At 58.2% G+C, this 19,101-nt stretch carries 21 protein-coding genes, 2 tRNA genes and 1 pseudogene; 8 read left to right on the forward strand and 16 right to left on the reverse strand.

The genetic code is table 11. From position 1 onward, the window contains the following. Positions 1-51 precede the first annotated feature (51 nt). On the forward strand, positions 52-1,482 hold the full coding sequence (locus IGNI_RS02800) for a hypothetical protein (protein ID WP_011998575.1): 1,431 nt from the start codon (positions 52-54) through the stop codon (positions 1,480-1,482). Here IGNI_RS02800 and IGNI_RS02805 read toward each other — a convergent pair. The 6 genes from IGNI_RS02805 to IGNI_RS02830 all read right to left on the reverse strand — a co-directional run bounded on the left by IGNI_RS02805 (position 1,479) and on the right by IGNI_RS02830 (position 8,254). After that, positions 1,479-3,101: an NADH-quinone oxidoreductase subunit D-related protein gene (locus tag IGNI_RS02805; RefSeq protein WP_011998576.1), complete on the reverse strand. Its 1,623-nt coding sequence runs from the start codon at positions 3,099-3,101 to the stop codon at positions 1,479-1,481. The genes IGNI_RS02800 and IGNI_RS02805 overlap by 4 nt on opposite strands. Continuing rightward, entirely contained in the window at positions 3,098-3,712 is a 615-nt protein-coding gene (locus IGNI_RS02810) for an NADH-quinone oxidoreductase subunit B (protein ID WP_083756975.1), read from the reverse strand. Before IGNI_RS02810 ends, IGNI_RS02805 begins: the two co-directional genes overlap by 4 nt. Continuing rightward, positions 3,709-4,077 carry an NADH-quinone oxidoreductase subunit A gene (locus IGNI_RS02815; protein WP_011998578.1) on the reverse strand — a complete coding sequence of 123 codons (369 nt, stop codon included), beginning with the start codon at positions 4,075-4,077 and terminating at the stop codon, positions 3,709-3,711. The genes IGNI_RS02810 and IGNI_RS02815 overlap by 4 nt, the downstream gene beginning before the upstream one ends. Continuing rightward, positions 4,074-5,564 (reverse strand): complex I subunit 4 family protein, encoded by a 1,491-nt coding sequence (locus IGNI_RS02820; RefSeq protein WP_011998579.1) that lies wholly within the window; start codon positions 5,562-5,564, stop codon positions 4,074-4,076. The genes IGNI_RS02815 and IGNI_RS02820 overlap by 4 nt, the downstream gene beginning before the upstream one ends. Before the next feature lie 3 nt (positions 5,565-5,567). Beyond that, on the reverse strand, positions 5,568-7,646 hold the full coding sequence (locus tag IGNI_RS02825; protein ID WP_011998580.1) for an NADH-quinone oxidoreductase subunit 5 family protein: 2,079 nt from the start codon (positions 7,644-7,646) through the stop codon (positions 5,568-5,570). 68 nt (positions 7,647-7,714) lie between these two features. Beyond that, positions 7,715-8,254, reverse strand: coding sequence for a DUF120 domain-containing protein (locus IGNI_RS02830; protein WP_011998581.1), 540 nt, complete (start codon positions 8,252-8,254; stop codon positions 7,715-7,717). Between the two features lie 72 nt (positions 8,255-8,326). On the opposite strand from IGNI_RS02830, the gene IGNI_RS02835 reads away from it, so the two are divergent. Further along, entirely contained in the window at positions 8,327-8,518 is a 192-nt protein-coding gene (locus tag IGNI_RS02835) for a hypothetical protein (protein ID WP_148202222.1), read from the forward strand. A gap of 10 nt (positions 8,519-8,528) precedes the next feature. Further along, complete coding sequence (locus tag IGNI_RS02840) at positions 8,529-8,702, forward strand: hypothetical protein (RefSeq protein WP_187145988.1); 174 nt, start codon at positions 8,529-8,531, stop codon at positions 8,700-8,702. Between the two features lie 72 nt (positions 8,703-8,774). On the opposite strand, the pseudogene IGNI_RS07970 reads toward IGNI_RS02840, so the two are convergent. Beyond that, positions 8,775-9,563: pseudogene (locus IGNI_RS07970) on the reverse strand (tyrosine-type recombinase/integrase); the annotation flags it as partial. 53 nt (positions 9,564-9,616) lie between these two features. Between IGNI_RS07970 and IGNI_RS07730 the strand changes: the two are divergent. Together IGNI_RS07730 and IGNI_RS07735 are read left to right on the forward strand one after the other, a co-directional pair. Beyond that, positions 9,617-9,931: a DUF5658 family protein gene (locus IGNI_RS07730; RefSeq protein ID WP_011998583.1), complete on the forward strand. Its 315-nt coding sequence runs from the start codon at positions 9,617-9,619 to the stop codon at positions 9,929-9,931. Beyond that, on the forward strand, positions 9,928-10,515 hold the full coding sequence (locus IGNI_RS07735; RefSeq protein ID WP_011998584.1) for an ATP-binding cassette domain-containing protein: 588 nt from the start codon (positions 9,928-9,930) through the stop codon (positions 10,513-10,515). The genes IGNI_RS07730 and IGNI_RS07735 overlap by 4 nt, the downstream gene beginning before the upstream one ends. Here the strand turns inward: IGNI_RS07735 and IGNI_RS02860 are convergent. From IGNI_RS02860 to IGNI_RS02870, 3 genes are read right to left on the reverse strand one after another with little or no spacing between them, the layout of a single operon-like run. After that, positions 10,493-11,731 carry a UbiD family decarboxylase gene (locus tag IGNI_RS02860; protein ID WP_011998585.1) on the reverse strand — a complete coding sequence of 413 codons (1,239 nt, stop codon included), beginning with the start codon at positions 11,729-11,731 and terminating at the stop codon, positions 10,493-10,495. The two genes, IGNI_RS07735 and IGNI_RS02860, sit on opposite strands and share 23 nt — an antisense overlap. Then, the gene (gene mobA, locus IGNI_RS02865) at positions 11,728-12,438 is read right to left on the reverse strand and encodes a molybdenum cofactor guanylyltransferase (RefSeq protein ID WP_083756887.1); all 711 of its coding nucleotides are present in this window, start codon (positions 12,436-12,438) and stop codon (positions 11,728-11,730) included. Before mobA ends, IGNI_RS02860 begins: the two co-directional genes overlap by 4 nt. Continuing rightward, positions 12,384-12,902 (reverse strand): GNAT family N-acetyltransferase, encoded by a 519-nt coding sequence (locus IGNI_RS02870; protein WP_011998587.1) that lies wholly within the window; start codon positions 12,900-12,902, stop codon positions 12,384-12,386. Before IGNI_RS02870 ends, mobA begins: the two co-directional genes overlap by 55 nt. A 27-nt stretch (positions 12,903-12,929) precedes the next feature. On the opposite strand from IGNI_RS02870, the gene coaBC reads away from it, so the two are divergent. Both coaBC and IGNI_RS02880 read left to right on the forward strand, forming a co-directional pair. Next, on the forward strand, positions 12,930-14,132 hold the full coding sequence (coaBC, locus tag IGNI_RS02875) for a bifunctional phosphopantothenoylcysteine decarboxylase/phosphopantothenate--cysteine ligase CoaBC (RefSeq protein WP_011998588.1): 1,203 nt from the start codon (positions 12,930-12,932) through the stop codon (positions 14,130-14,132). Between the two features lie 34 nt (positions 14,133-14,166). After that, positions 14,167-14,244: transfer RNA gene (locus tag IGNI_RS02880), tRNA-Arg, on the forward strand. Here the strand turns inward: IGNI_RS02880 and IGNI_RS07530 are convergent. Next, positions 14,223-15,317, reverse strand: a complete 1,095-nt coding sequence (locus IGNI_RS07530; protein WP_011998589.1) for an MFS transporter — start codon at positions 15,315-15,317, stop codon at positions 14,223-14,225. The genes IGNI_RS02880 and IGNI_RS07530 overlap by 22 nt on opposite strands. Before the next feature lie 99 nt (positions 15,318-15,416). Between IGNI_RS07530 and IGNI_RS02890 the strand changes: the two genes are divergently transcribed. Further along, positions 15,417-16,070, forward strand: coding sequence for a hypothetical protein (locus tag IGNI_RS02890; protein ID WP_011998590.1), 654 nt, complete (start codon positions 15,417-15,419; stop codon positions 16,068-16,070). A gap of 59 nt (positions 16,071-16,129) precedes the next feature. Here IGNI_RS02890 and IGNI_RS02895 read toward each other — a convergent pair. From IGNI_RS02895 to IGNI_RS02915, 5 genes are all read right to left on the reverse strand, one after another. Continuing rightward, positions 16,130-16,205, reverse strand: a tRNA-Gln gene (locus IGNI_RS02895). A 34-nt stretch (positions 16,206-16,239) separates the two neighbouring features. After that, the gene (locus IGNI_RS02900; RefSeq protein ID WP_011998591.1) at positions 16,240-17,205 is read right to left on the reverse strand and encodes a single-stranded-DNA-specific exonuclease RecJ family protein; all 966 of its coding nucleotides are present in this window, start codon (positions 17,203-17,205) and stop codon (positions 16,240-16,242) included. Beyond that, positions 17,192-17,461, reverse strand: a complete 270-nt coding sequence (locus tag IGNI_RS02905; protein ID WP_011998592.1) for a hypothetical protein — start codon at positions 17,459-17,461, stop codon at positions 17,192-17,194. The genes IGNI_RS02900 and IGNI_RS02905 overlap by 14 nt, the downstream gene beginning before the upstream one ends. Continuing rightward, a complete protein-coding gene (locus IGNI_RS02910) occupies positions 17,458-18,222 on the reverse strand; it encodes a molybdopterin-binding protein (RefSeq protein WP_011998593.1) in 765 nt (254 codons plus the stop codon). The genes IGNI_RS02905 and IGNI_RS02910 overlap by 4 nt, the downstream gene beginning before the upstream one ends. After that, positions 18,219-19,016, reverse strand: a complete 798-nt coding sequence (locus IGNI_RS02915) for a sulfide-dependent adenosine diphosphate thiazole synthase (protein WP_011998594.1) — start codon at positions 19,014-19,016, stop codon at positions 18,219-18,221. The genes IGNI_RS02910 and IGNI_RS02915 overlap by 4 nt, the downstream gene beginning before the upstream one ends. Positions 19,017-19,101: the final 85 nt, after the last annotated feature.

A 19,101-nucleotide genomic window follows, 5' to 3' on the forward strand; every position in this document is an offset into this window, starting at 1 on the left:
AAAACGTTCAGTTAAATAGCTAGGTCCCGGCGCTTTTGGCGGGACTTCGGAATGTCGCTCAGCTTGAACGAGCTGTGGAACGTCGACTTGCGGAAGAGGGTCAACTCGCTCTCGGTCTCCGAGGACGGCAAGGTGCTGGCGGCGTGTGACGACGGCTGCGCCTACCTGATAGAGAACGGAAGAGTACTCAAGAAGGAGTGCGAGAGGGGCTCCTCCGCTGCGACCCACTACAAGGACGGCTTATTTGCGGTCGCCTACAAGAACGGCGTCCTCAAGATATTGACCCCCGATGGGAGTATAAAGGCCGAGATAAAGGTGGGAAGGTACAACGAGGCAATAGCCATAATAAACGACAAAAGCGTGGTGGCTTGTTCCGACGCGTGCGTGAAGTTCAATTTCGACGGAGAGAGGGGGTGGCACTACGACATAGGGGGCGTAGGTAAGAACGTCGACGTGGAGAACAACACGATCTACGTCCCCGACCACATATGGAGAAAGGTGCACGAAGTAGACGCGATAAGCGGGAAGGGGGAGGAGTTCTGCTCGTGCAAGGAGAAGGTCTACAGCGTGGACCGAGAGGGCGACCTCACGGCCGTCGGGACCACGAAGTCGTTGATAGTGTTTAGGGGTAGAGAAAAGGTGTGGGAAAGGGAAGTTGGGACGCACGTAACGCTAGTGAGGGTAGTAGGTGACATTATATTTGCTTCAAATATGGGCTCCCAGAGCCTAAGGGCTTACGACATAAACGGCGCCGAGGCGTTGAACATAGAGCTCGAGGGGAGGCCAACGGCGCTGGACGCCAGGGGCAAGTACTTGGCCGTGGGCTTCTTCGACGGGAAGGTGAAGGTCTACCAGCTCCCCACGGAAACCGAAGAGGAAAGGGCGGAAGAGGCAGAGGTAAAAGAGGTAGAGGAAGCGAAGGAAGAGGTCAAGGAGACCCTCCCGGGGCTGGGTGAGATCAAAAGCGTAGCGGAGGGCTCTTACATGGGTACTCCCTTAGCGAAGGAGATACTTGAAGAAATAGAGAACATCACGGAGACCATGGAAGGAGCCAAGAACGCGGGCGACCTCATAGCTTCCGTAATAGCGAGGGTTGAGAAACTAACATCCGTCGCCTCCTCGGACTGGAAGCAAGTCTACGCGAACTACGAAGAGGCGGAGAGGTTGTTGGAAGATACCTTAAACGTGATAAACGAGGTAAAGGAGAGGATCGGAGAGGTTGAGAGCTGTCCCCCGCCGGAAAAGCTAATAGAAATACTGAAGATGAAGAGTCCAAAGGAGTTCACCGCCGCGCTGGCCGAGCTAGCGGAGGGCGGGGAGGTGGCGGAGAGGGTCAAGAAGGGCGTACAGCTGTTGAAGAGGTGCTTAGAGAGGTACTACTTGTTGCCGAGCTCGGAGGAGGTGCAGAAGCTCGAGGCGAAGTTGAAGGAAGTGAAAGAAGAAAAAGAAGCGATAAAAGCGTTGATTGAGAGCGGCCTCTAGCGGTCCATCTCCGCGACACACGTGTCGAGAGATATGTAGAACGCTAGGAAGTCTTGTAAGAGAAGTCCCTTCCCTAGGTACTTCAAGCTCATCGTGTGTACGAAGACCGGGGACCTCATGTGTACCCTCCACGGCCTGGTCCTCCACTTGGGGTCGGAGGGGTTGGCCACCAACAAGATCCCGTTCTCTCCCCTGGGGCTGTCGTGGTAGCCGTAAGCTATTCCGGGCTTGCGCGGGAACGGCGGGACCCTCTTCAAGTGCGTGCCGAGCTCGTTCTGCCCCCTCTCAGTCAGCTCCCTTAGGACTTGCCTAATTATCTTCAAGCTCTGGCGTATCTCCTCGAACCTGACCAGCATTCTGTCCAAGTTGTCCCCTACGCTCCCGACCGCCCCCTCGAAGTCTATCCCGTCGTCGTAGCCTCCGTAGGGCTTGTTTATCCTCAAGTCCCAAGCTACCCCGGAGGCCCTTAGGTTAGGCCCGCTCCAGCCGTACTTTATGGCGTCCTCGGCGCTCACTTGCGCTACCCCCTCGGCCCTCATGGCTACCGTGGGGTTGTCTAAGGTTGTTTCAATTAACTTCTCGAAATGCTTGTGGAACCTGGCAACGACCTTCTCGTACACGTCCTTAAACCCTTGGGGGAGGTCAAAGGCGACCCCGCCGGGCCTCAAGTAGTTGAAGGTCATCCTCTGGCCAGTCAACATTTCTAGCAAGTTGATGAAGACTTCCCTGTCCCTAACGGTCCAAGCGAAAGCAGTTAGGTGGTTCACGTTCTCGGCGAAGGAACCTATGTAGAGCAAGTGGGACTGTATCCTGCTCAGCTCGGCCGCCAGAATCCTCAACAGCTGTGCCCTCCTATCGACCTTAACGTCCATTATCTCTTCCAAGGCCATTACGTAGGGCCACTCCCAGCCTATGCCGTCTATGTAGCATTGCCTGTCCAACAGCGGTATTACCTTTAAGTACTCCTTCTGCTCGTAGATCCACTCCACGCCCCTGTGGACGTAGCCCAAGCGAGGTATGACGTCCTCTACTATCTCTCCCTTCAAGCCTAACAAGAAGCCCACGGGCCCGTGGGTGGCCGGGTGCTGGGGGCCCACGTAGACGTACGTTAGGTCCTCCCTCAGCCCCTCCCTCTCTTGGTCAGTGCCCTCTATCTCGGCCCAGTTGACCTTCGGCAAGTCCTTGTAGCCCCCGGAGTCCTTCAGCAACGGGAAGCGGTCCTTCGGGAAGAGCCTCGGGTCCTCGCTGAGCAACAGCTTCCTTATCCTTCCCCACCTCTCGTAGTCGGGGTGGCCGGTGAAGTTTATCCCGAACATCTCGTACGTCTCGTTCTCGTGCCACTCCACGCCAGGGTACAAGGAGCTCAGGCTGGGCAGCTCCCTGTTCTCCCTGTCCACCTTTGTGCTGAGGACTACCGAGCTGGCGTCCCTTATTCTGTGAACTAAGAAGAACACTTGCACCTTCTTCTCGGCGGGCCAGTCCACGGCCGTTAACATAGAGGGGAACAAGTAGCCTTGGTCCTTCAGCCTCGCCGCGTTCTCGTACCAGTACTGGGGCTCTACCTCGACGTATAGGGCGTTGCTCCACTCCTTCCTCTCGACCTCACCCACGAAGTTCATCTCTTCTCACCCGCCTTTCTGTTGTTGTAGGCATAACGGAGCATGGGGTCCACGACCTTCTTGTCCGAGCCCTCCTCGTCGTGTAGGCGATAACGCGTGAGGGGCGCCCTCGCGAGGTCCCCTTCGTTTATCAACTCCTCCATCTTCAGTATCGCCCTCAACAACCCCTCCGGCCTGGGCGGGCAGCCGGCCAAGTTGACCACGTGGACGTCCTTCCGGTACTCCTCCGGCAAGCTCTCTATTACCTCGTGAATGCCGTCCAAGACGTAGTCGCTCTGCCACCACGGGCCGCCGTTGATGGCGCACTCCCCCATAACTATGACGAAGCGCGGGCCCGGGGTTTGCATGAAGAGCCTTCGGAGCCTCTCGGCGAGTTTTCTGTTCACCGGGCCGTTGATCAGTATCACGTCCACTTGCCTCGGGGTCGCCCTAGCGAGCACGCCGAGCCTCTCGAAGTCGTGGAAGGCGAAGGCCGCTTGCATCATCTCTATTGCACAACACATTATGCCTAGGTGCAGCAACCACAAGCTGTTCCTGCGGCTCCACTTGAGCGCCTCCTTCACGGGGGCGCTCTTCTTTATCAATTCGCGAGAGACCTTCTTGAACCTCATCGCGTCCACCTCATTATCCCTATTTTCCTTAACCAGACCAGCCCAACAACCAAGCTGAAGTACAACAATCCTATGCCTATCAACGTGTTGGGCTTGGGACTCCCGGAGGCGGCGAGGGCGAGTATGCTAGCTACCTCAGCCACGAAGAAGGCCACCAAGTAGGGGTAGAAGTTGACGGTGTAGTTGACGCTCTGGGGGTCGCCTATGGTGAGTTCTCCGCACTCGTAGCTCTCGAACTTGTCGGGGTGAGGGGGAGTCTTGTCCTCCAGAAGCTTGTTTATGAGAAGCGAGGCGCCCTCTACGAGGCCGCCGACGACCATGGCGACAGCCACTACGGTGAAGGCGACGGCGCCGGGCTCGATCATCCTATCACCCCCGCGAGCAGTACTGGCATCTGGTGAACAGCCTTAATTAGCGGGTCCATTACGAGGGCTGGCACGACGCCTATTATGACGCTTATCGCGAGCAAGTACAGTATGGGGCCTATGTGGTAGAACCGAACGTCCTTTACCTCCAGAGGCGGGCGGGTGAAGAGCATCCTCTGAGCGTCCCATATCAAGTAGCCCGTGACGGTCGCTATGGCTATTAACAGTAGTGCCAACACCAAGGAGCCTGCGGGGTTGTACTTTGCCATGCCAGCTGCCGAGGCCACCAAGCTGAGCTCCGCCGGGTAGCCGCTGGTGCCCGGCAGCCCGAAGCCGGCGAAGATAGCAACCATTATTACGGTGCTGAGTATCGGCGCCACGAAGGCCAGCCCCCTTATGGCGGGTATCTTCCTAGTGTGGCAGTAGTGCTTTATGACCCCGCTGAGCAAGAACAGCGCCCCTACCACGAAGCTGTGGGATATCATTTCGAATACTGAACCTATGAAGCCTAGCAACGAAGCTTCCTTGAGGCCCAAGGCCCATACGGCGGCCCCTATGGTGCTCATGCTCATGTGAGTGATGCTGGTATATGCAACTACCCTCTTGAAGTCCTCTTGAGCTATGGCCACGGTGGAGGCGTATACCGCCGCCAGAGCCGCCCAGACCGCTATGAAGGGTAGGGCACCCATTAGGACGTAGGGTGCCATTCCCAAGGTTATCCTTATGAACGCGTAGCCGCCCATCTTTAGCATCAGCGACGCCAGTATGACGGAGCTCGGACTGGGCGCCTCCACGTGGGCGGCGGGGAGCCACGTGTGGAACGGCGGGACCGGCATCTTGATGAAGAACGACAGCAAGGTTAGCCAAGCGAAGGCTACCTTAACCCAGTCCGGCGCCACCGCCAAAGAGGCGGCGAACTCCGTGAAGTCGAAGGTGTTGGCCCCGTAGAGCCAGCCCAGCGCTATGGCAACCAACAACATTAACCCTCCCACTTGGGTGTACACGAAGAACTTGTAGGCCGCGTACACCTTCCTCTCGCCGCCCCAGTAAAGTATGTGGATGAACATTGGCAACAGCGTGAACTCCCAGAAGAGGTAGAACCAGAAGAGGTTCCACGTCGCGAAGACCCCTATGAGGGCTGCCTCTGAGGCCAGCATTAGTGCCAAGTACAGCCTGGGCCTTTCCTCAATCTCCCAGCTGGCCGCCCAAGCTACGGCGATGAAGATGAGCGCGGTTATCGCTAAGAAAAGCGAGCTGAGCGCGTCCACTCTGAAGGTCAAGTCAGCCCCTATGGCGTGGAGGCCCGGTATGACGTAGCTCTCCGAATAGATCCCCCCGGAGGCCCCGACTACTATGGGCTTCGCCAGCAGTAAGGCGATAATTACCGTTATGACGGCCGCAAAAGCCTTGGCCTTCCTTTCACCTATTAGCAACACTCCTACCGACGCTAAGGCCGCTATTATTATGGATACTAACACCTCACACACGGCTTACCACCCCACACCGAACAACAATATCAGCGTTACAAACATCAATAACGTCAGCCCTGCCGCTGAGAGCGCTACGTAGAGGTTTATATCGCCGTTCTGTAGCTCGAGAGCCTTCTTGCCCAGCTTGACTACAGACCTCGCAAGTCCGTCGATCACCTTGACGTCCCAGTAGTCCTCGTCCGCCAGCCTAACGCTTACAGCCCAGCCCCACGCGTAGGCGCGGCCTATGAAGAAGGCCATCCCGACCAAGAAGGCTGTATAAGCCCTCTCGACGGCGTCCACCGCCTTCGACAGCGCGTAAGCCCAGAAGTTGGCCACGGAGTGGAAGAACTCGTGGAACCAGAACTCCTTGTAGAGCGGGTACCAGACCTTCCTTATTATCCCGCCCCTCTCGGCGACGCCCATTAGCACGTAGTAGGTGATGGGCGTTAGGAAGCCTATTATGGCCAAGGTTAGGGCCGCGTTGCCCAGAGGGAGCTCGTACCTAGGCAAGCCCTCGTGGGCCCGGAGCGCCTTCTTCAGCGCGAACGTTATCGTAGGGCCGGAGACTAGGACTATCAGCGCTAGGGTAACCAATGCGAACTTCATCGCGGGGCCGGCGTCGTGGAGGTGCTCCCCGTGTGCCTTCCAGCGCGGCTTGCCGAAGAAGGTGAGGTACAGCAGCCTTCCGCTGTAGAAGCCGGTCAAGCCGGCCGCTAAGGTGAGCGTCACCCCTACAGCTAAGGCGTGGGGGACCGGGCTGTGGAGCGCGCTCTCTATTATTAGCTCCTTAGACCACCAGCCTGAGAAGGGCGGCAGGCCTATCAAGCTCAAGAGCGCTATTAACGTCACCACGAAGGTAACTTTCATGTACCTCCACAGCCCGCCCATGTTGAACATGTCCCTAGCCTTGTAGGGGTGATGCAAGACGTGCTCTAAGGAGTGTATGACCGCGCCCGCGCCCAAGAACAGGAGGGCCTTGAAGAAGGCGTGTATGTACAAGTGCGCCGCCCCGGCGACCAAGCTCCCCAATCCCAGAGCGGCGAACATGTAGCCCAGCTGGCTCATGGTGGAGAAAGCTATCACCTTCTTTATGTCTCTCGCCGCCGCGCCGAACAAGCCCGCGACCAGCGCGGTCACCGCTCCGACTATCGCTATGAAGTCCATCAGTGCCAGGTTGAAAGCTATGAACTCCTCGTACAAGGGGAAGAGCCGGGCTATTAGGTAAGCGCCGGCCGCCACCATGGTGGCGGAGTGGAGCACGGCGGAGACGGTCGTGGGTCCCTCCATGGCGTCGGAGAGCCACGGCCAGAAGGGCACTTGGGCGCTCTTGCCGAAGGCCCCTATGGTTATCCCTACCAGTATTGCGGTCAGCGCCGCCGCCCCCAGCCACTTCTGGAACGCTAAGGTCTCGTAGTGCTGAAGCTCCAAGACGTTACCCGTGCCCGCCAAGGCTATGAGCGCGCCCAAGCCTGCCAAGAAGAATAAGTCCGCCACCCTGGTGACCAGTATTGCCTTCCTCCCCGCCCTCACCGCGTTAGGACCTATAATTGGGTCGTACCAGTAGTAGGAGATCAGCAGGAAGCTGGCAGCTCCCACCAGTTCCCAGAACAACATTATCAAGACCAAGTTTCCAGAGAGCACTATACCTTCCATCGAAGCCAAGAACAGCATCATTTCGCTGTAGTACCGGTTGGGGCCGCGGGCGCCGGCCATGTATTCCCAGCTGTACACCAAGTCCAAGAAGGTTATCGTAGCTACTACTATTGCCATTATTCCTGAAATAGTGTCAATGAGGAGGGAGAAGTCGTTGGGATGTGAGGGCAGGGGGTACCACGAGTAGTACTTAATCTCGTAGCTCTTGCCGTAGCCCTCCGCAAGCAAGTAAGCGGTAGCTAAGACCACTACCCCCGCCGTCGCGACCGCTAAGGACCACTCCCACCAGTCCTCCCTGTCGCCGGCCCACAAAGGCTTGAACTTAATCTTCTTCTTGTACAATGGACTGAGCAGCACAATTATTGAGATCACTAACGGCAAAGCTATGGGAACTGGCGCGACCAACGCTAAGCTCGGCGGGACTTGGTGAGACGCGCCTTCCATTATTTAGACACCGAATTGAGAGGGAAGAAAGGCGTTGATAAAACTCATCTTCCGGGCCTCGTAGCGGCCTAGTAAACGAGGACCTCTACCTCGTCCCCGTCCTTAAGTTTCAACGCCTTCCTCAACTCCACGGGCGAAATTAACTCTATTATCTCCGGCGGGTGGTGGGTCTTCAGGGGTATAACCAAAGCCGCCTCCACCCCACTGACCCTCGCCGGGAACGCCAAGACCTCCCCATACCTCTTCCCGTTCTCCGTAAATCCCTTCAATATTATCGGTCTTTTGAACATAAGGGTAGACTTCTTCTCCGTGGATGTTGGGTCCAACAGCACGTTGAGGGTACCGGGGAAGGGGTCGAAGCCCAGCTTCTCCCTCACTTGCCTCCGGTAGCCCTCTAGGGATAGGTAGTACCTCCCCTCCCCGTCCCCGCTCACCACCTTGCCTTTCAAAGATATGGGCTTGGAAATCAGTTGTTGAATAAGCTCCATTCCCTTCTCCGTAATCCTCAAATCCTCTGTAAGCAACTTCGCCTTCTTCAGGGATTCCAAGTCCTCCTTCAAGGCCTTGTAGGGGTCTCCCTTGAGGACGTAGTATAGGGCCGCCAGCAACCGCAGTACCTACTGCGCCGACGCCCTCGTTTTTATAAGGCATGGGCGGAGGTGGGCTTCGGGAAGCGGGACTTGGTGAACGTGGTGGCAGCGCTGGCAGCGCTGGTGGCCGGCCTGCTGGCGATGTTGGTGACCGCTGCCGTGCTCCAGCTGTTGCGCCCTGTGATAGATATGTCGGTTGACGCGCTGACGTCTGGCCTCTCGTCGACGGTATCGATGTTGGTGGCCCTGGTGGTAACTTACTTACTCGTGCTCTCTCACTAAGGGGGTGATCGTGATGGATTTGAAACTGATACTGGCTATTATAGTATTCATAACCGCTTGGGTCGTGACCTACACCGCCTTGCAGACCGCCGGCAAGTTCATAATACACACCGCCGTCAACCTGATACCCCCTATAGTCGGCGTGATAGTGGCCTCCCAAGTCTACGCCATGCTGGCCGCCTGAGAACGCTTGGAAGTACTGGTTCCTCACGTCGTCCACTAACAAGTGCAAGTAGATTTGAGTAGTTTTTATGTCGCTGTGGCCTAAGAGCCTTTGCACGGCGGGCAAGCTCATCCCCCTCCTAAGCGCCTCCGTGGCGAAGGTGTGCCTCAGCGCGTGGGGGTGGAGCTTGTGCTCCGGCAAGCCCGCCTTCTTAGCTAACCTCTTGAGCCTCTTGTACAGCGCTTGATAGCTGAGCGGAACTAGCCTTCCCGAGGGAGCAATATAGCTCCAAGCCCTCCGGAGGGCCTCCTCCGTCAGAGGGCCGTAGAACACCACGCGCTCCTTGCCGTACTTACCCCTAACCGCTATCTGCCTCCGGCGGAAGTCCACCTTGTCCAAAGTTACGTTAAGGGCCTCGGAGGCCCGTAAGCCTGTCTCAAGGAGCAAGCTGACTATTAGGAAGTCTATAGGGTCTTCGTAGGCCGCTTGGAGCAACGCCGCCACCTCTTCGGGCTTCAAGGCCTCTACGCTGTCCTTCCTAGGCTTGGGGACCGCCGGCAAGCCCTCCAAGCCCAACCACTTGAGGAAGTTCCTGACGAACAAGCTGTAGTAGTGCAAGGTAGTCTGTTGTGCCCTCTTGTCCTTCTTGACGCTCCGCGGGAAACCCTCCTTCATCCTCTTCCTCACCCACTTGACGTAGTCCTCGTACTTGACCTCGCCGACCCTCTTGTCGCCCACCACGCTCAAGAAGTCCTTGAGCGCGGATCTATAGCTCTTCAAGGTTTTCTTGTTTGCGCCCGAAACCTCCATGAATTCTAGGTATTCCTCTATCGCAGACGAGAGGGGCTCGTCCGGCGACGGCTTGAGGGGCGGCTCCTTCATTGCGTTCCCGCTTCGCGTATTAGCTCTCAGAGAAGGTTTATTAGGGAGCGAGTGTGGAGACCTTTCCCCTCTTCTTAGCCCTCCTAACGGTCTACTTGTTCCTTGGACTGGCCGACTACTTCACTACCTTGGCCGTGGTCGAAAGCGGGGAGGGGAGGGAGGTCAACCCGATAATGGCCCCGCTCGTGGCGGCCGGGGAGCCGGCGCTGTGGGCGCAGCTGGCATCTGGGGCGCTCTCCGCGGCCTTCTACCTAGTGGACCCCGGGGAGGCCCTCGTCGGCCTCTTAATAGTCACGGTTCTGAAGGCCTTAGTAGTTGTGAACAACTCGATAAACGCCTACCTAGTCGTGTTAAAGTTAAGGAAGTGAGGTTCGGGAAGAGGGTCGTGGTCGAAGAGCAAGAAGTGCTAATTGAGAGGGGCGTGAGCTGTTTGGTTGGCCCCTCCGGGCTGGGGAAGAGCACCTTCCTCAAACAACTCCTAAAGGAGCTTTCTTGGCCTTACGTGCCTCAAGAGCTGAAGTTCCCTCCCGGGAGGGTCGCGGAGCTGGCGGCCCACTTAGCTTCCCTGAACCACTGCGCGAGCCCCCGTACGTACCTCAAGAACTTCGTTGAATTGATGGGAGAGCTCAACCTAGGCCCGGAGTACCTCCACAAGGGCGTTTGGGAGCTCAGCTCGGGGGAGAGACAGAGGGTCGCAGTAGCCTTGCAGCTGGCCAGGGGGTGCTGCTCTCTGCTCGCCGACGAGCCCACCTCCCAACTCGACCCGCAGAACTCCGCAAAACTTATGGACACTATAAAGAAGAGGACTAAGGTTTCCTTCGTGGTGACCCACGACCCCGTGGCCTTGGGCTTCTGCGACCGCGTCTTCACGCTGAGGGAAGGGGTATTGGTAGAAGAGGTAATCTCAAAGGACTGTTTGGAGGGGTGCGTTAGATGTTTCCTACCCTCTTAAACTTATCTTTGGACTTGAGGGGGGCGGTGGCGTCGAGCCCCATCTTGCTAGTCAAGCCGTCTTGTGAGCTCGGGTCCAAGGAGGAGCCCCGGGCGTTCTTTATCACTATTAAGTCCTCGTGGGCTTGGAACCGCGTCGCTATGGCCCACTCCACTTGGTAAGGGTCGTCGGGGTCCACGTCCGGGTCTACAACCACTACGTGCTTCAAAGAGGGGTGGCCGGCGAACGCGGCCATTATGGCGTTCTTCGCGTCTCCGTCGACGTTCTTCTCAACGCTCACGACGGCGTGAAGCCACATTCCCCCTCCCCTCGTCAGCCTCACCTTGTGAACCTTGGGTACGACCTTCCTCACGGAGTCCCATATGCTAGCCTCCTTCGGGTACCCCATTAGGAACTGGTGCTCCACACCCCCGGGCAGAATTATGTGGAGGGGCTCCTCGCCGACGTAAACGGCGTCGACCTCCAGCACGGGCTCCTTCCTCACGGAGTCGTAAGTGTGGAGCAAGTCTACGAACGGGCCCTCGTCTACCCTCTCGGCGGTTATGCGGCCCTCTATGACGGCCCCCGCGCGGGCGGGAACGGGGAGGGAGTACAAGGGCGTCTTGCTCACCTCCAAGGAGCCGGCGAGGCTTGCAGCGACCTCCAGCTCGAACTCCCCGAAGGGGAGGGAGAGGGCCGCGGCGAACTCCACCTCGCTGGGGGCGCCTATCACTACCGCTACCTTGAGTTCTTCCCCTCTCTCGAGGGCTTCTTTGTACATCTTGTACAAGTGACGGGGTACCATCCTTAAGGCGGCCTTGCGGGGCCCCAAGTACATCGTTCTGTGGTAAGAGGCGTTGCAGACGTCGTCCAAACAAGCGACGTAGACGCTCGCCGTGTGGTAAGCTCCCCCGTCCTCTGGGTAGAACTTGACCCAAGGCAAGTAATCCAAGCTATCCACCTTTCTGTACGAGAACGGAACTATCTCCATCGTACCCTTTTTATAGTGCAAGAGCTTCTCATAGGCCTCCTCGTCGCTCCCCGCGTTCAAGGCCTTCCAGACGGCCTCCCTTGAGGAGTAGAGGGCCGAGACTACCTCCGGCTCCCAACCCTCCACCTTATAGATTACTGGCTTTCCGAGCCTCTCGTACTTTTCTAAGACCTCCTTTACCCTCTCCCGCGGGACCTCGCCTATCCTCTCCGCGCCCAAAGCCTCCGCCAGCTCGGAGAGCCTCACCTTCGCCCCCTAACCCCTCGGGGCAGGGGGACTTTTGCGTGTCTGGCGAGCGTCCCGAGGCCCAAGGACTCGTAGAATTCAACTGAGTCCTTCTCGTAGACTTTGTCTATTACTATTAGGTCGTAACTCGGCCTGCCCTTGGGCTCCCTCAGCTTCAAGCTCTCCTCGGTGTTTACGTGAGCGAACTCGAGGGGGTCTCTGGTCAACAAGGCGCTCCCCACCAGGACCGCCCTCTCCGCCTGCCTGAGGAAGTCCGTCATCTTGCCGCTGAACACAGTGAAGGAGCCGGGGTTGACCACGCTGAGCACCGTGGCCTCCACGCCTTCGCTGTGCAAGGGGACCGCCACCTCGGCGTCGAAGGCTTCTCTGAAGGCGTTCAAGGCCTCCAACGTACCCCTCTTAAGCCAAGGGTGGTCCCCGGGGGCCACCGCCCACGTCCCCTCGCCCAAGGCCCTCACCGCGTGGGCCGGCCCCCTCCCCTCGTCGTACATACACTTGGCGAAGCCGTAAAGCTTACACCTCTCCTCACTAGTCGTAAGCCCCACGTCCGGCCTCAAGTTTAACAAGACCGCGTCTATTACCCTCCTCCCGTCGACCAGAGCTAACAGCTTGTCCTTGCCGAAGCGCTTGCTCCTCCCGCCGGCGAGGACCGCTACCCTCGTAGCTCCTTCACCATTAAGTAGGCGTCCTCGCCGTCCAAATAGTATGCACGTATCACCTTGTAGACGGTGTAGCCGAACTTCGAGTAGAGCCGGATGGCCCTCTGGTTGCTGACCCTCACCTCGAGGAACGAGAAGTCCACGCCGTCCTCCTCCAAGCGTCTCAAGTACTCTCTCATCAAAGCGCTACCAACCCCCATCCCCCAGTACTCCTTCAAGACTCCCAAGGAAAGGAGGTGAGAGGCCCTCTCGCCGGCCTTCACCCTCTGTGCCAAACTGACGTCCGGTATCATTAGGCTCCCCCTCCTCTCTATTATGGACATTAGGTAGCCGACCACCTTCCCGTCCACGAGGGCGACGAGGAAGTAGCGGGGACTGATCTTGTGTATGAATTCGAAGAAGCTGAAGGGGTAGTTCTCGGGCAACACCGCCCTGTTTATCATAACCACGGTCGGCAAGTCCTCGTATTTTGCTTCCCTGACCTCGACCTCCCTAGCCTTAATTGCCGTCACGCGCGTCCACCTCCGGCAGTGGGAGGGGTGCACCCAGCGGAAGAGATCCGGGGCCTCAAGTGGCGGTCGCTCTCCGGGAAAATAATAGCTTTGGGGGTCAGCTACAGCGTGGCCTTGTACAAGTCCATCGACGTCGCCAGGGAGCTCCTCAAGCGGGACGGGCGCGTGAAAGTGATAATGACGAGGGAAGCCTCTAGGGTCATCTCGCCGGAGGTGTTTCACTGGGCCACCGGCGAGGAGCCGGTGGTGGAGCTCACTGGAGAGACCGAGCACGTCTCTCTGGCCAAGGAGGTCAGCTCTATGGCTATAGCCCCGGCGACGTTGAACGTTATGAGTAAGCTCGCTTACGGCGTCACAGACGACCCGGTGGTCCTAACTGCGCTAAACGTAAAGGAATACGGGAAGCCCGTGTTGATATTCCCTTCGATGCACTTGAGCATGTTGAAGAGCCCCCAGTACGAGCGGGCCAAAGCGACGCTGGAGGAGATGGGCTACGTCGTGGTGGAACCTACGGTCGAAGGGGGGAGGGTAAGGTTCCCCGAGCCCGAGTGGGTGGCCAACTTGGTCGAGAGCGTAACCCTCAGGGGGAGGGATTATCGGGGAATCAAGGCTTTGGTCACCTCCGGGCCCACGAGGGAGTACATAGACCGCATACGACTCATATCCAACCCGAGCACCGGCAAGATGGGCTCCTCCCTCGCTTGGGAGCTGTTCGCCAGGGGGGCGGAGGTGACGGTAGTCCACGGGCCCTCTCAAGCGGTCTACCCCCCGTGGGTCAAGAGGGTTCCCGTAGAGACAACGGAAGAGATGGCCGAGGCCGTAAGCGAGGAGGAGTACGACGTCGCTTTCTTGGCGGCCGCGCCGGCCGATTACAAGCCGGAGAGGCGCTTCGAGGGCAAGCTGGACTCGGCGGAAGGGGTGGAGCTCAAGCTCGTGCCGACGCCGAAGGTGGCCAAGAGGGTAAGGGCGAGGGTCAAGGTGGGCTTCACGGCGATAGTGGGCGAGGACGTGCTGGGTCAAGCGGAGAACAAGCTGGAGAAGTATGGATTTGACATGATAGTTGCTAACAGAGTGGACAGGAAAGACATAGGGTTTGCGTCTGATATGAACGAAGTATTCATATTGCACAAGGACGGGAGGGTGAAACACGTCGCAAAGGTGCCCAAGCTCTTGGTGGCCAGGGCGATACTGGACGAGGTTAAGGAGCTGCTGCGCTCCGATCAACCTTAAATAGCCCTTCGGAGGCCGACTCCCGGACCCGGAGGGCCCCGTCGCCTAGCCAGGATAGGGCGCCGGCCTTCTAAGCCGGTAGTCCCGGGTTCAAATCCCGGCGGGGCCACCACCCCCGTCGCCCTTCCGGGCCCCCTCAGAGAGCGTTAAAGGCGCGCTAGTCGCTGTCAAAACGTAACAAATAGCGATATTCATCAAGATCCCGAAGGTTCCGAAGAACGAGACCGTTATCCCGCCTATTACGTTACCCAAGTCCCTTCCCAAGTTTATCAAGCCTATTCTCTTCCCCACGTCGCCCGCCCTAGCGGCCGCCGTTAAGGCGCTCCGCCACCAAGCTAGGAAGCCTTGGGCGAACAGCACCGAGGCCGCGCCGGTCTTAGGGTCCCCGTGTAGCAAGAACGAAGAGGAAACCAAGGAGCCGGCGGCCGGCAAGAACAGCGAGGCCGGAGACTGTCGGACGTCCAAGAGCGCCCTGCCGGCGAAGTAACTCGCCGCGCTCCCCGCGGCCGAGGCCGCCGAGAGCAGAGCCCCGGAAAGCCACCGACCGAACGCCGAGCCCATCAGGTACATTATTATTTCCGAATTTACGAGCACATTCAACATCCCTATCGAAATGGCCATCATTAGGAGCGGAAGCGGAGGGGGCGCGAACAGCCCCCTCTTGGTACGCCTTACAAACTTTATCTTGTCAGATTCTTTAAACAAGTAGATGGAGAGCGTTAGCAACGTTAAGGAAGAGGTCAACAAGGCCTCCGACGGGGCGAGGGCGCCTATCAAGTAGGCCAAGCTCGCCCCGGCGTTGCCTACGAAGAAGTACAACGAGGATACCCTAGCCCTCTCGTGGTCCTTAGTGCTCATCATCACTAAGGCTTGCATGGAGGGCCAAGTGAGGCCCGAGGCGAGCCCGTGGAGGAGCCTTAGGGCCGGGTAGGCGGAGGGCGGGGCTAGGTAGTAGCCCAGTCCTATCGCGGACAGCGCGGCGAAGCCGGAGGCGGTGACCTTCCCGCCGTACTTGTTAACTGCCTCGCTCGAAAGGAAGGAAACTAACGCCCTGCCCAAGCTGAAGGCCACCGCGAGGCCGGCCATGAAGCTCAGCCCTTCGTCCAACTCCTTGAACGCGCTCCCGGTCCTCAACGTAACTCCGCTCAAGACCCCCAAGAAAGTAGCTACCAAGAGCCCCTTCATCGCTGGCCCCAGCGCGCCGGGAGAGGGGCCTTGTTAGGCCAGTTGGCCGCTTGAACCTTATTATAGTTCCACATTAGGGAGAACGTCCGGTGGCGTGGGGTGGTCGTTCGAGCCTTAGCGGTCCTAGCGCTGTTCGCCGCGGCCGCGTACGCGATAAGTTGCGAAGACATAATGGTTGGTATCAAAGTAAGCAACGAGACGGGGTATTATTACTATTACTTCTCGCCCCACAGCTGGCAGAAGGTGTACAAGCTGGTCCAGATCGAAGGGGGTAAGAAGATAGAGAGGGCGAGGCTTTACATCACGTTGATCAACGAGAGCGAGCCCACCCCCGTCGGCAGGCTGGTGATGAAGCCCGCCGACTTGAGGACCGTGGTTGGGGCGTGGAACGTTACGGAGGCCGTCGTCGAGGGCGAATTTCGATACCCCTCCGGCACCTTAGTGGTATGCCTCCAACAAGGGGAACAAGCGTACGTCTTGATACAGAAGAAGGGTGCGGTCGGGTGGTGGGTCGGTGCCGGCAAGACGGTGCCCATAATGGCGACCAAGGGGTTCTCTGAGTACGAAATAGAGCTTCAAGGGGGCGGGAAGGTCTTCTTCATGCCCGACGGCGCGGTGGGAGAGTCCGGCGTGAAGCTGGTGCCCGTGGAGAGGGGAGGCGGTCCCGGGTTGCTGGGCGTGCCCTCTCTAATACAAATGGCCGTCACCGCGTTACTCCTCGCGGCAGTCGTGTTCTTCCTAATGCCCAAGTAAATCTATTAAGAATTTTTATTATTTCAAACTTTGTGGAGCGTTTAGGAGTTGGGAGCTTGTGGTAGCCGGGCGGGGATTCGAACCCCGGTCACGGGGGCCAGAGCCCCGCATCCTTGGCCGCTAGACGACCCGGCTCCGGGACCCTCCCCGTACAGATCTTTTTAAATTTTTAAGGACCCTTCTCGCCCCCTACGGACGAAGGAAGCTCGAGGTGTAAGTCTAAGATCTTGAGGACCTTTTCCAACTCGTGGCTCCTCAAGTTCGCCGAACAGACGACGTCCTTCCCACCCACTTCCTTTATCCCGGCGCTCCTGAGCGCCTCTATTAGGACGGTATAGTCCTTCTTCCCGCCCCTGCAGTACACCCTAGCGCCGGCGTCCCAAGCGATCACTATGATCGTCTCCTTACCCCTGTTCAACCTCTTCCAGAGGGAGGAGGCTACCAGCGCCGCCCTCTCGTCCCTTACTACGCAAACCCTCCTGTACCCCTCGTCCCAGCACTCCGCCCTCCGCTCCAGCTCCTCCACCAGCTTGAGCGCTTCCTCCCTCTTAGCTCGCAACCTCCGGTCCTCCAAGATTTCGCTCAAGCTGTTAGCCTTAGAGACCTTCTTTATTGAGTAGTATATGCAGTCGTAGTCCAGTAGCTTGTAGCAAGAGTTCAGGAGGGCCGCCGCTTCTACGACGTCCTCCCCACGCACTTTCTCCTTCCTCAATATGGCCTCCCAGACCTCGTTGCCCCACGGGTCGTGGAGGTCCCCGGCTATAGCCACCGCGTCCCGCCAGTCGTACGGCAGCCCGAAGTAGTCGGAGACCACCAAGGAGGCGCTCGGGACGTAGTTCCCCTCTAAAGCGGGGTTGTAGACCTCCCCGCAAGGGGGCTTGGGCGCGGCGTGGTGGTCTAGGACTACCAACCCCTCGACGCCCTCGCAGAGCCTCTGCCAGTCCTCGTACGGCATGGAATAATCCATTACGTACAGCTTTCCCCCGAGGGCCTCTGGGGGCACGGCCTCGAAGGACCACCTCCCGATACGGGGGACGTAGACCTCGACCTCCCCCAGCTTCCTAAGCGCCTTGGCCGCCGAGACTATGCCGTCCGCGTCCCAGTGGGTTAGGACTTTGACGTTACCTGAGCGCACCCTCCTCGCCCTCCTTTAGGTGCAACGCCCTCCTCCTCCTAACCTTGAACTCCGGCGCCACTTTGAGTAGAGCCCTTTCGACCTCCTCCCCGCTCCCCAGGTCGACTACTTCGGCCTCCGAGTAGAGCGGGTACACGTAGACCAGCGCCGCGATCCTTTCGTCCTTCATCACTATCAGCCAGTTCGCGTGCCTCGAGACGTAGAAGCCCCTCGCCCTCAGCTCCTCCGCCAGCCTTCGGGGCACTAGCTCCCTCAAGCTCCCAACCTACCCTTTATGGCCTTAACTACCTTTGAAGCCTTCCTCTTAGCCGTCTCCTCGTCGTCGGCCGTTGCCAGTGCGCAGACCTTCACGTAAGGAGTTCCGTCCTTCATCCCCGGATGCGTCTTTATATATATATCGGGGTAGGTCTTCGCCATTTCCTCTATCAAGGGGGCTATGTCAGCCTCTCTGACTCCCTCCAACACCTCGCACGCCTCCCCCTTGCGGAAGAGGGACAAGTCCTCCAACTCTTCTACGACGTAGTCTAACATCGCCTCCACCTCCGCGGGCACCCCGGGGAGGGCGAAGACCCTCTTCTGGCCGACCTTGATGTATATACCGGGCGCGACCCCTACGGGGTTCGGTATCGGTTTGGCCGTCAAGGGCATTATAGCCATCTTCAACCTCTCCTTTGTCATATCCAAACCCATCTTCTTTATCTTCTCTTCTACCATTTCCTTGGCCCTCTCGTTCAGCCCCAAGGGAAGCACCAGCGCGAGGGAGAGCGCCTCGGCGGTGACGTCGTCGTAGGTGGGGCCCAAGCCTCCGGTAGTTATCAAGACGTTGGATATATGTAGAAGGTCCTTGGCGTTCTCCGCTATCTCCGTTATGTTGTCTCTAACCTTCCTTATTTCTATAATTTCGTAACCTAACATGGTAAGCGTCCTCGCGACCTTAGCGGAATTGGTGTCGACGACCCTCCCGATCAACACTTCGTTACCAATTATGAGGATGGAAGACCTCCAAAGCTCGGTCAAGACCTTAAGTCACCCTTGATCTGGTCGGCCACCTTCTTGCCAGACAACAACATGCCGGATATTGCCGGCCCCATCCTGGGGAGTCTCTTCCAGCTCGCGACCGACATCCCGGCCGCGTAGAGGCCGTCCACCACCTTCCCGGTCTCTTTGACTACGAGCTCCTCCGCCCTCTCCGCCCAAGCGCCCTTCTCGGTGGCCACGCCCAAAGGTAAGTTCAACTTCCTCTCAGCGACCTTCAAGACCTCCGCCCCGTGGCCGGTGGCGTCCACGACGGCTTTTGACTTGAAGAATATGGGATCTACATGCAAACCGGCTATTTCAATGGGAGACCAGAGGGCCACCACGCCCGTCACTTTCACCTTCCCGTCGACTTCTCTGTATATCAAATCCTCCACGTGCCACCCCAACAGCACCTTGGCTCCGGCCTCAACAGCCTTGAAAGCGAGGGTGGCCGTCAAAGCTACGGCGTCCACCAACTTAACCCCGTCGTACTCCGTCTCCTCCAGCGTTAGCCCTAACTCCCTTACTACGTCGGAGGTTGAGTAGCCGTCCACCTCTAAGTCCTCTACTACCACCTTGTGGAAGAGGGTTCCGCCGCCGTTTATGCCTCCGCCATAGGATATCCTGCGCTCCAGAACTAAGGTCTTGAAGCCTTCCTTAGCTAGGTAATAGGCGGCCGTGAGCCCGGCGGGGCCGGCCCCCACTACTATGACGTCGCTGCTCTGGGCATAGCTCATTAACTCCTCGGTACTCTTCTTGAGAATGGTCGTAGTTATTATTCCCTCGTCTAGCATGTCTGGGCCCTACCCTAAGCCTCTGGGACTGACTATATCATGGTTACCCGCAGCGAATCTCCTCCCACAAAATAAGCTCGGCTTT

Origin of the sequence: Ignicoccus hospitalis KIN4/I (genome assembly GCF_000017945.1) — an archaeon.
In the GTDB taxonomy this organism is placed as follows: domain Archaea; phylum Thermoproteota; class Thermoprotei_A; order Sulfolobales; family Ignicoccaceae; genus Ignicoccus; species Ignicoccus hospitalis.

Excerpts from the sequence above, each read along its gene's own strand:
- IGNI_RS02800 (WP_011998575.1), top strand. The coding sequence starts at position 52 with ATGTCGCTCAGCTTGAACGAGCTGTGGAACGTCGACTTGCGGAAGAGG.
- IGNI_RS02805 (WP_011998576.1), bottom strand. The coding sequence starts at position 3,101 with ATGAACTTCGTGGGTGAGGTCGAGAGGAAGGAGTGGAGCAACGCCCTA.
- IGNI_RS02810 (WP_083756975.1), bottom strand. The coding sequence starts at position 3,712 with ATGAGGTTCAAGAAGGTCTCTCGCGAATTGATAAAGAAGAGCGCCCCC.
- IGNI_RS02815 (WP_011998578.1), bottom strand. The coding sequence starts at position 4,077 with ATGATCGAGCCCGGCGCCGTCGCCTTCACCGTAGTGGCTGTCGCCATG.
- IGNI_RS02825 (WP_011998580.1), bottom strand. The coding sequence starts at position 7,646 with ATGGAAGGCGCGTCTCACCAAGTCCCGCCGAGCTTAGCGTTGGTCGCG.
- IGNI_RS07530 (WP_011998589.1), bottom strand. The coding sequence starts at position 15,317 with ATGAAGGGGCTCTTGGTAGCTACTTTCTTGGGGGTCTTGAGCGGAGTT.
- IGNI_RS02915 (WP_011998594.1), bottom strand. The coding sequence starts at position 19,016 with ATGCTAGACGAGGGAATAATAACTACGACCATTCTCAAGAAGAGTACC.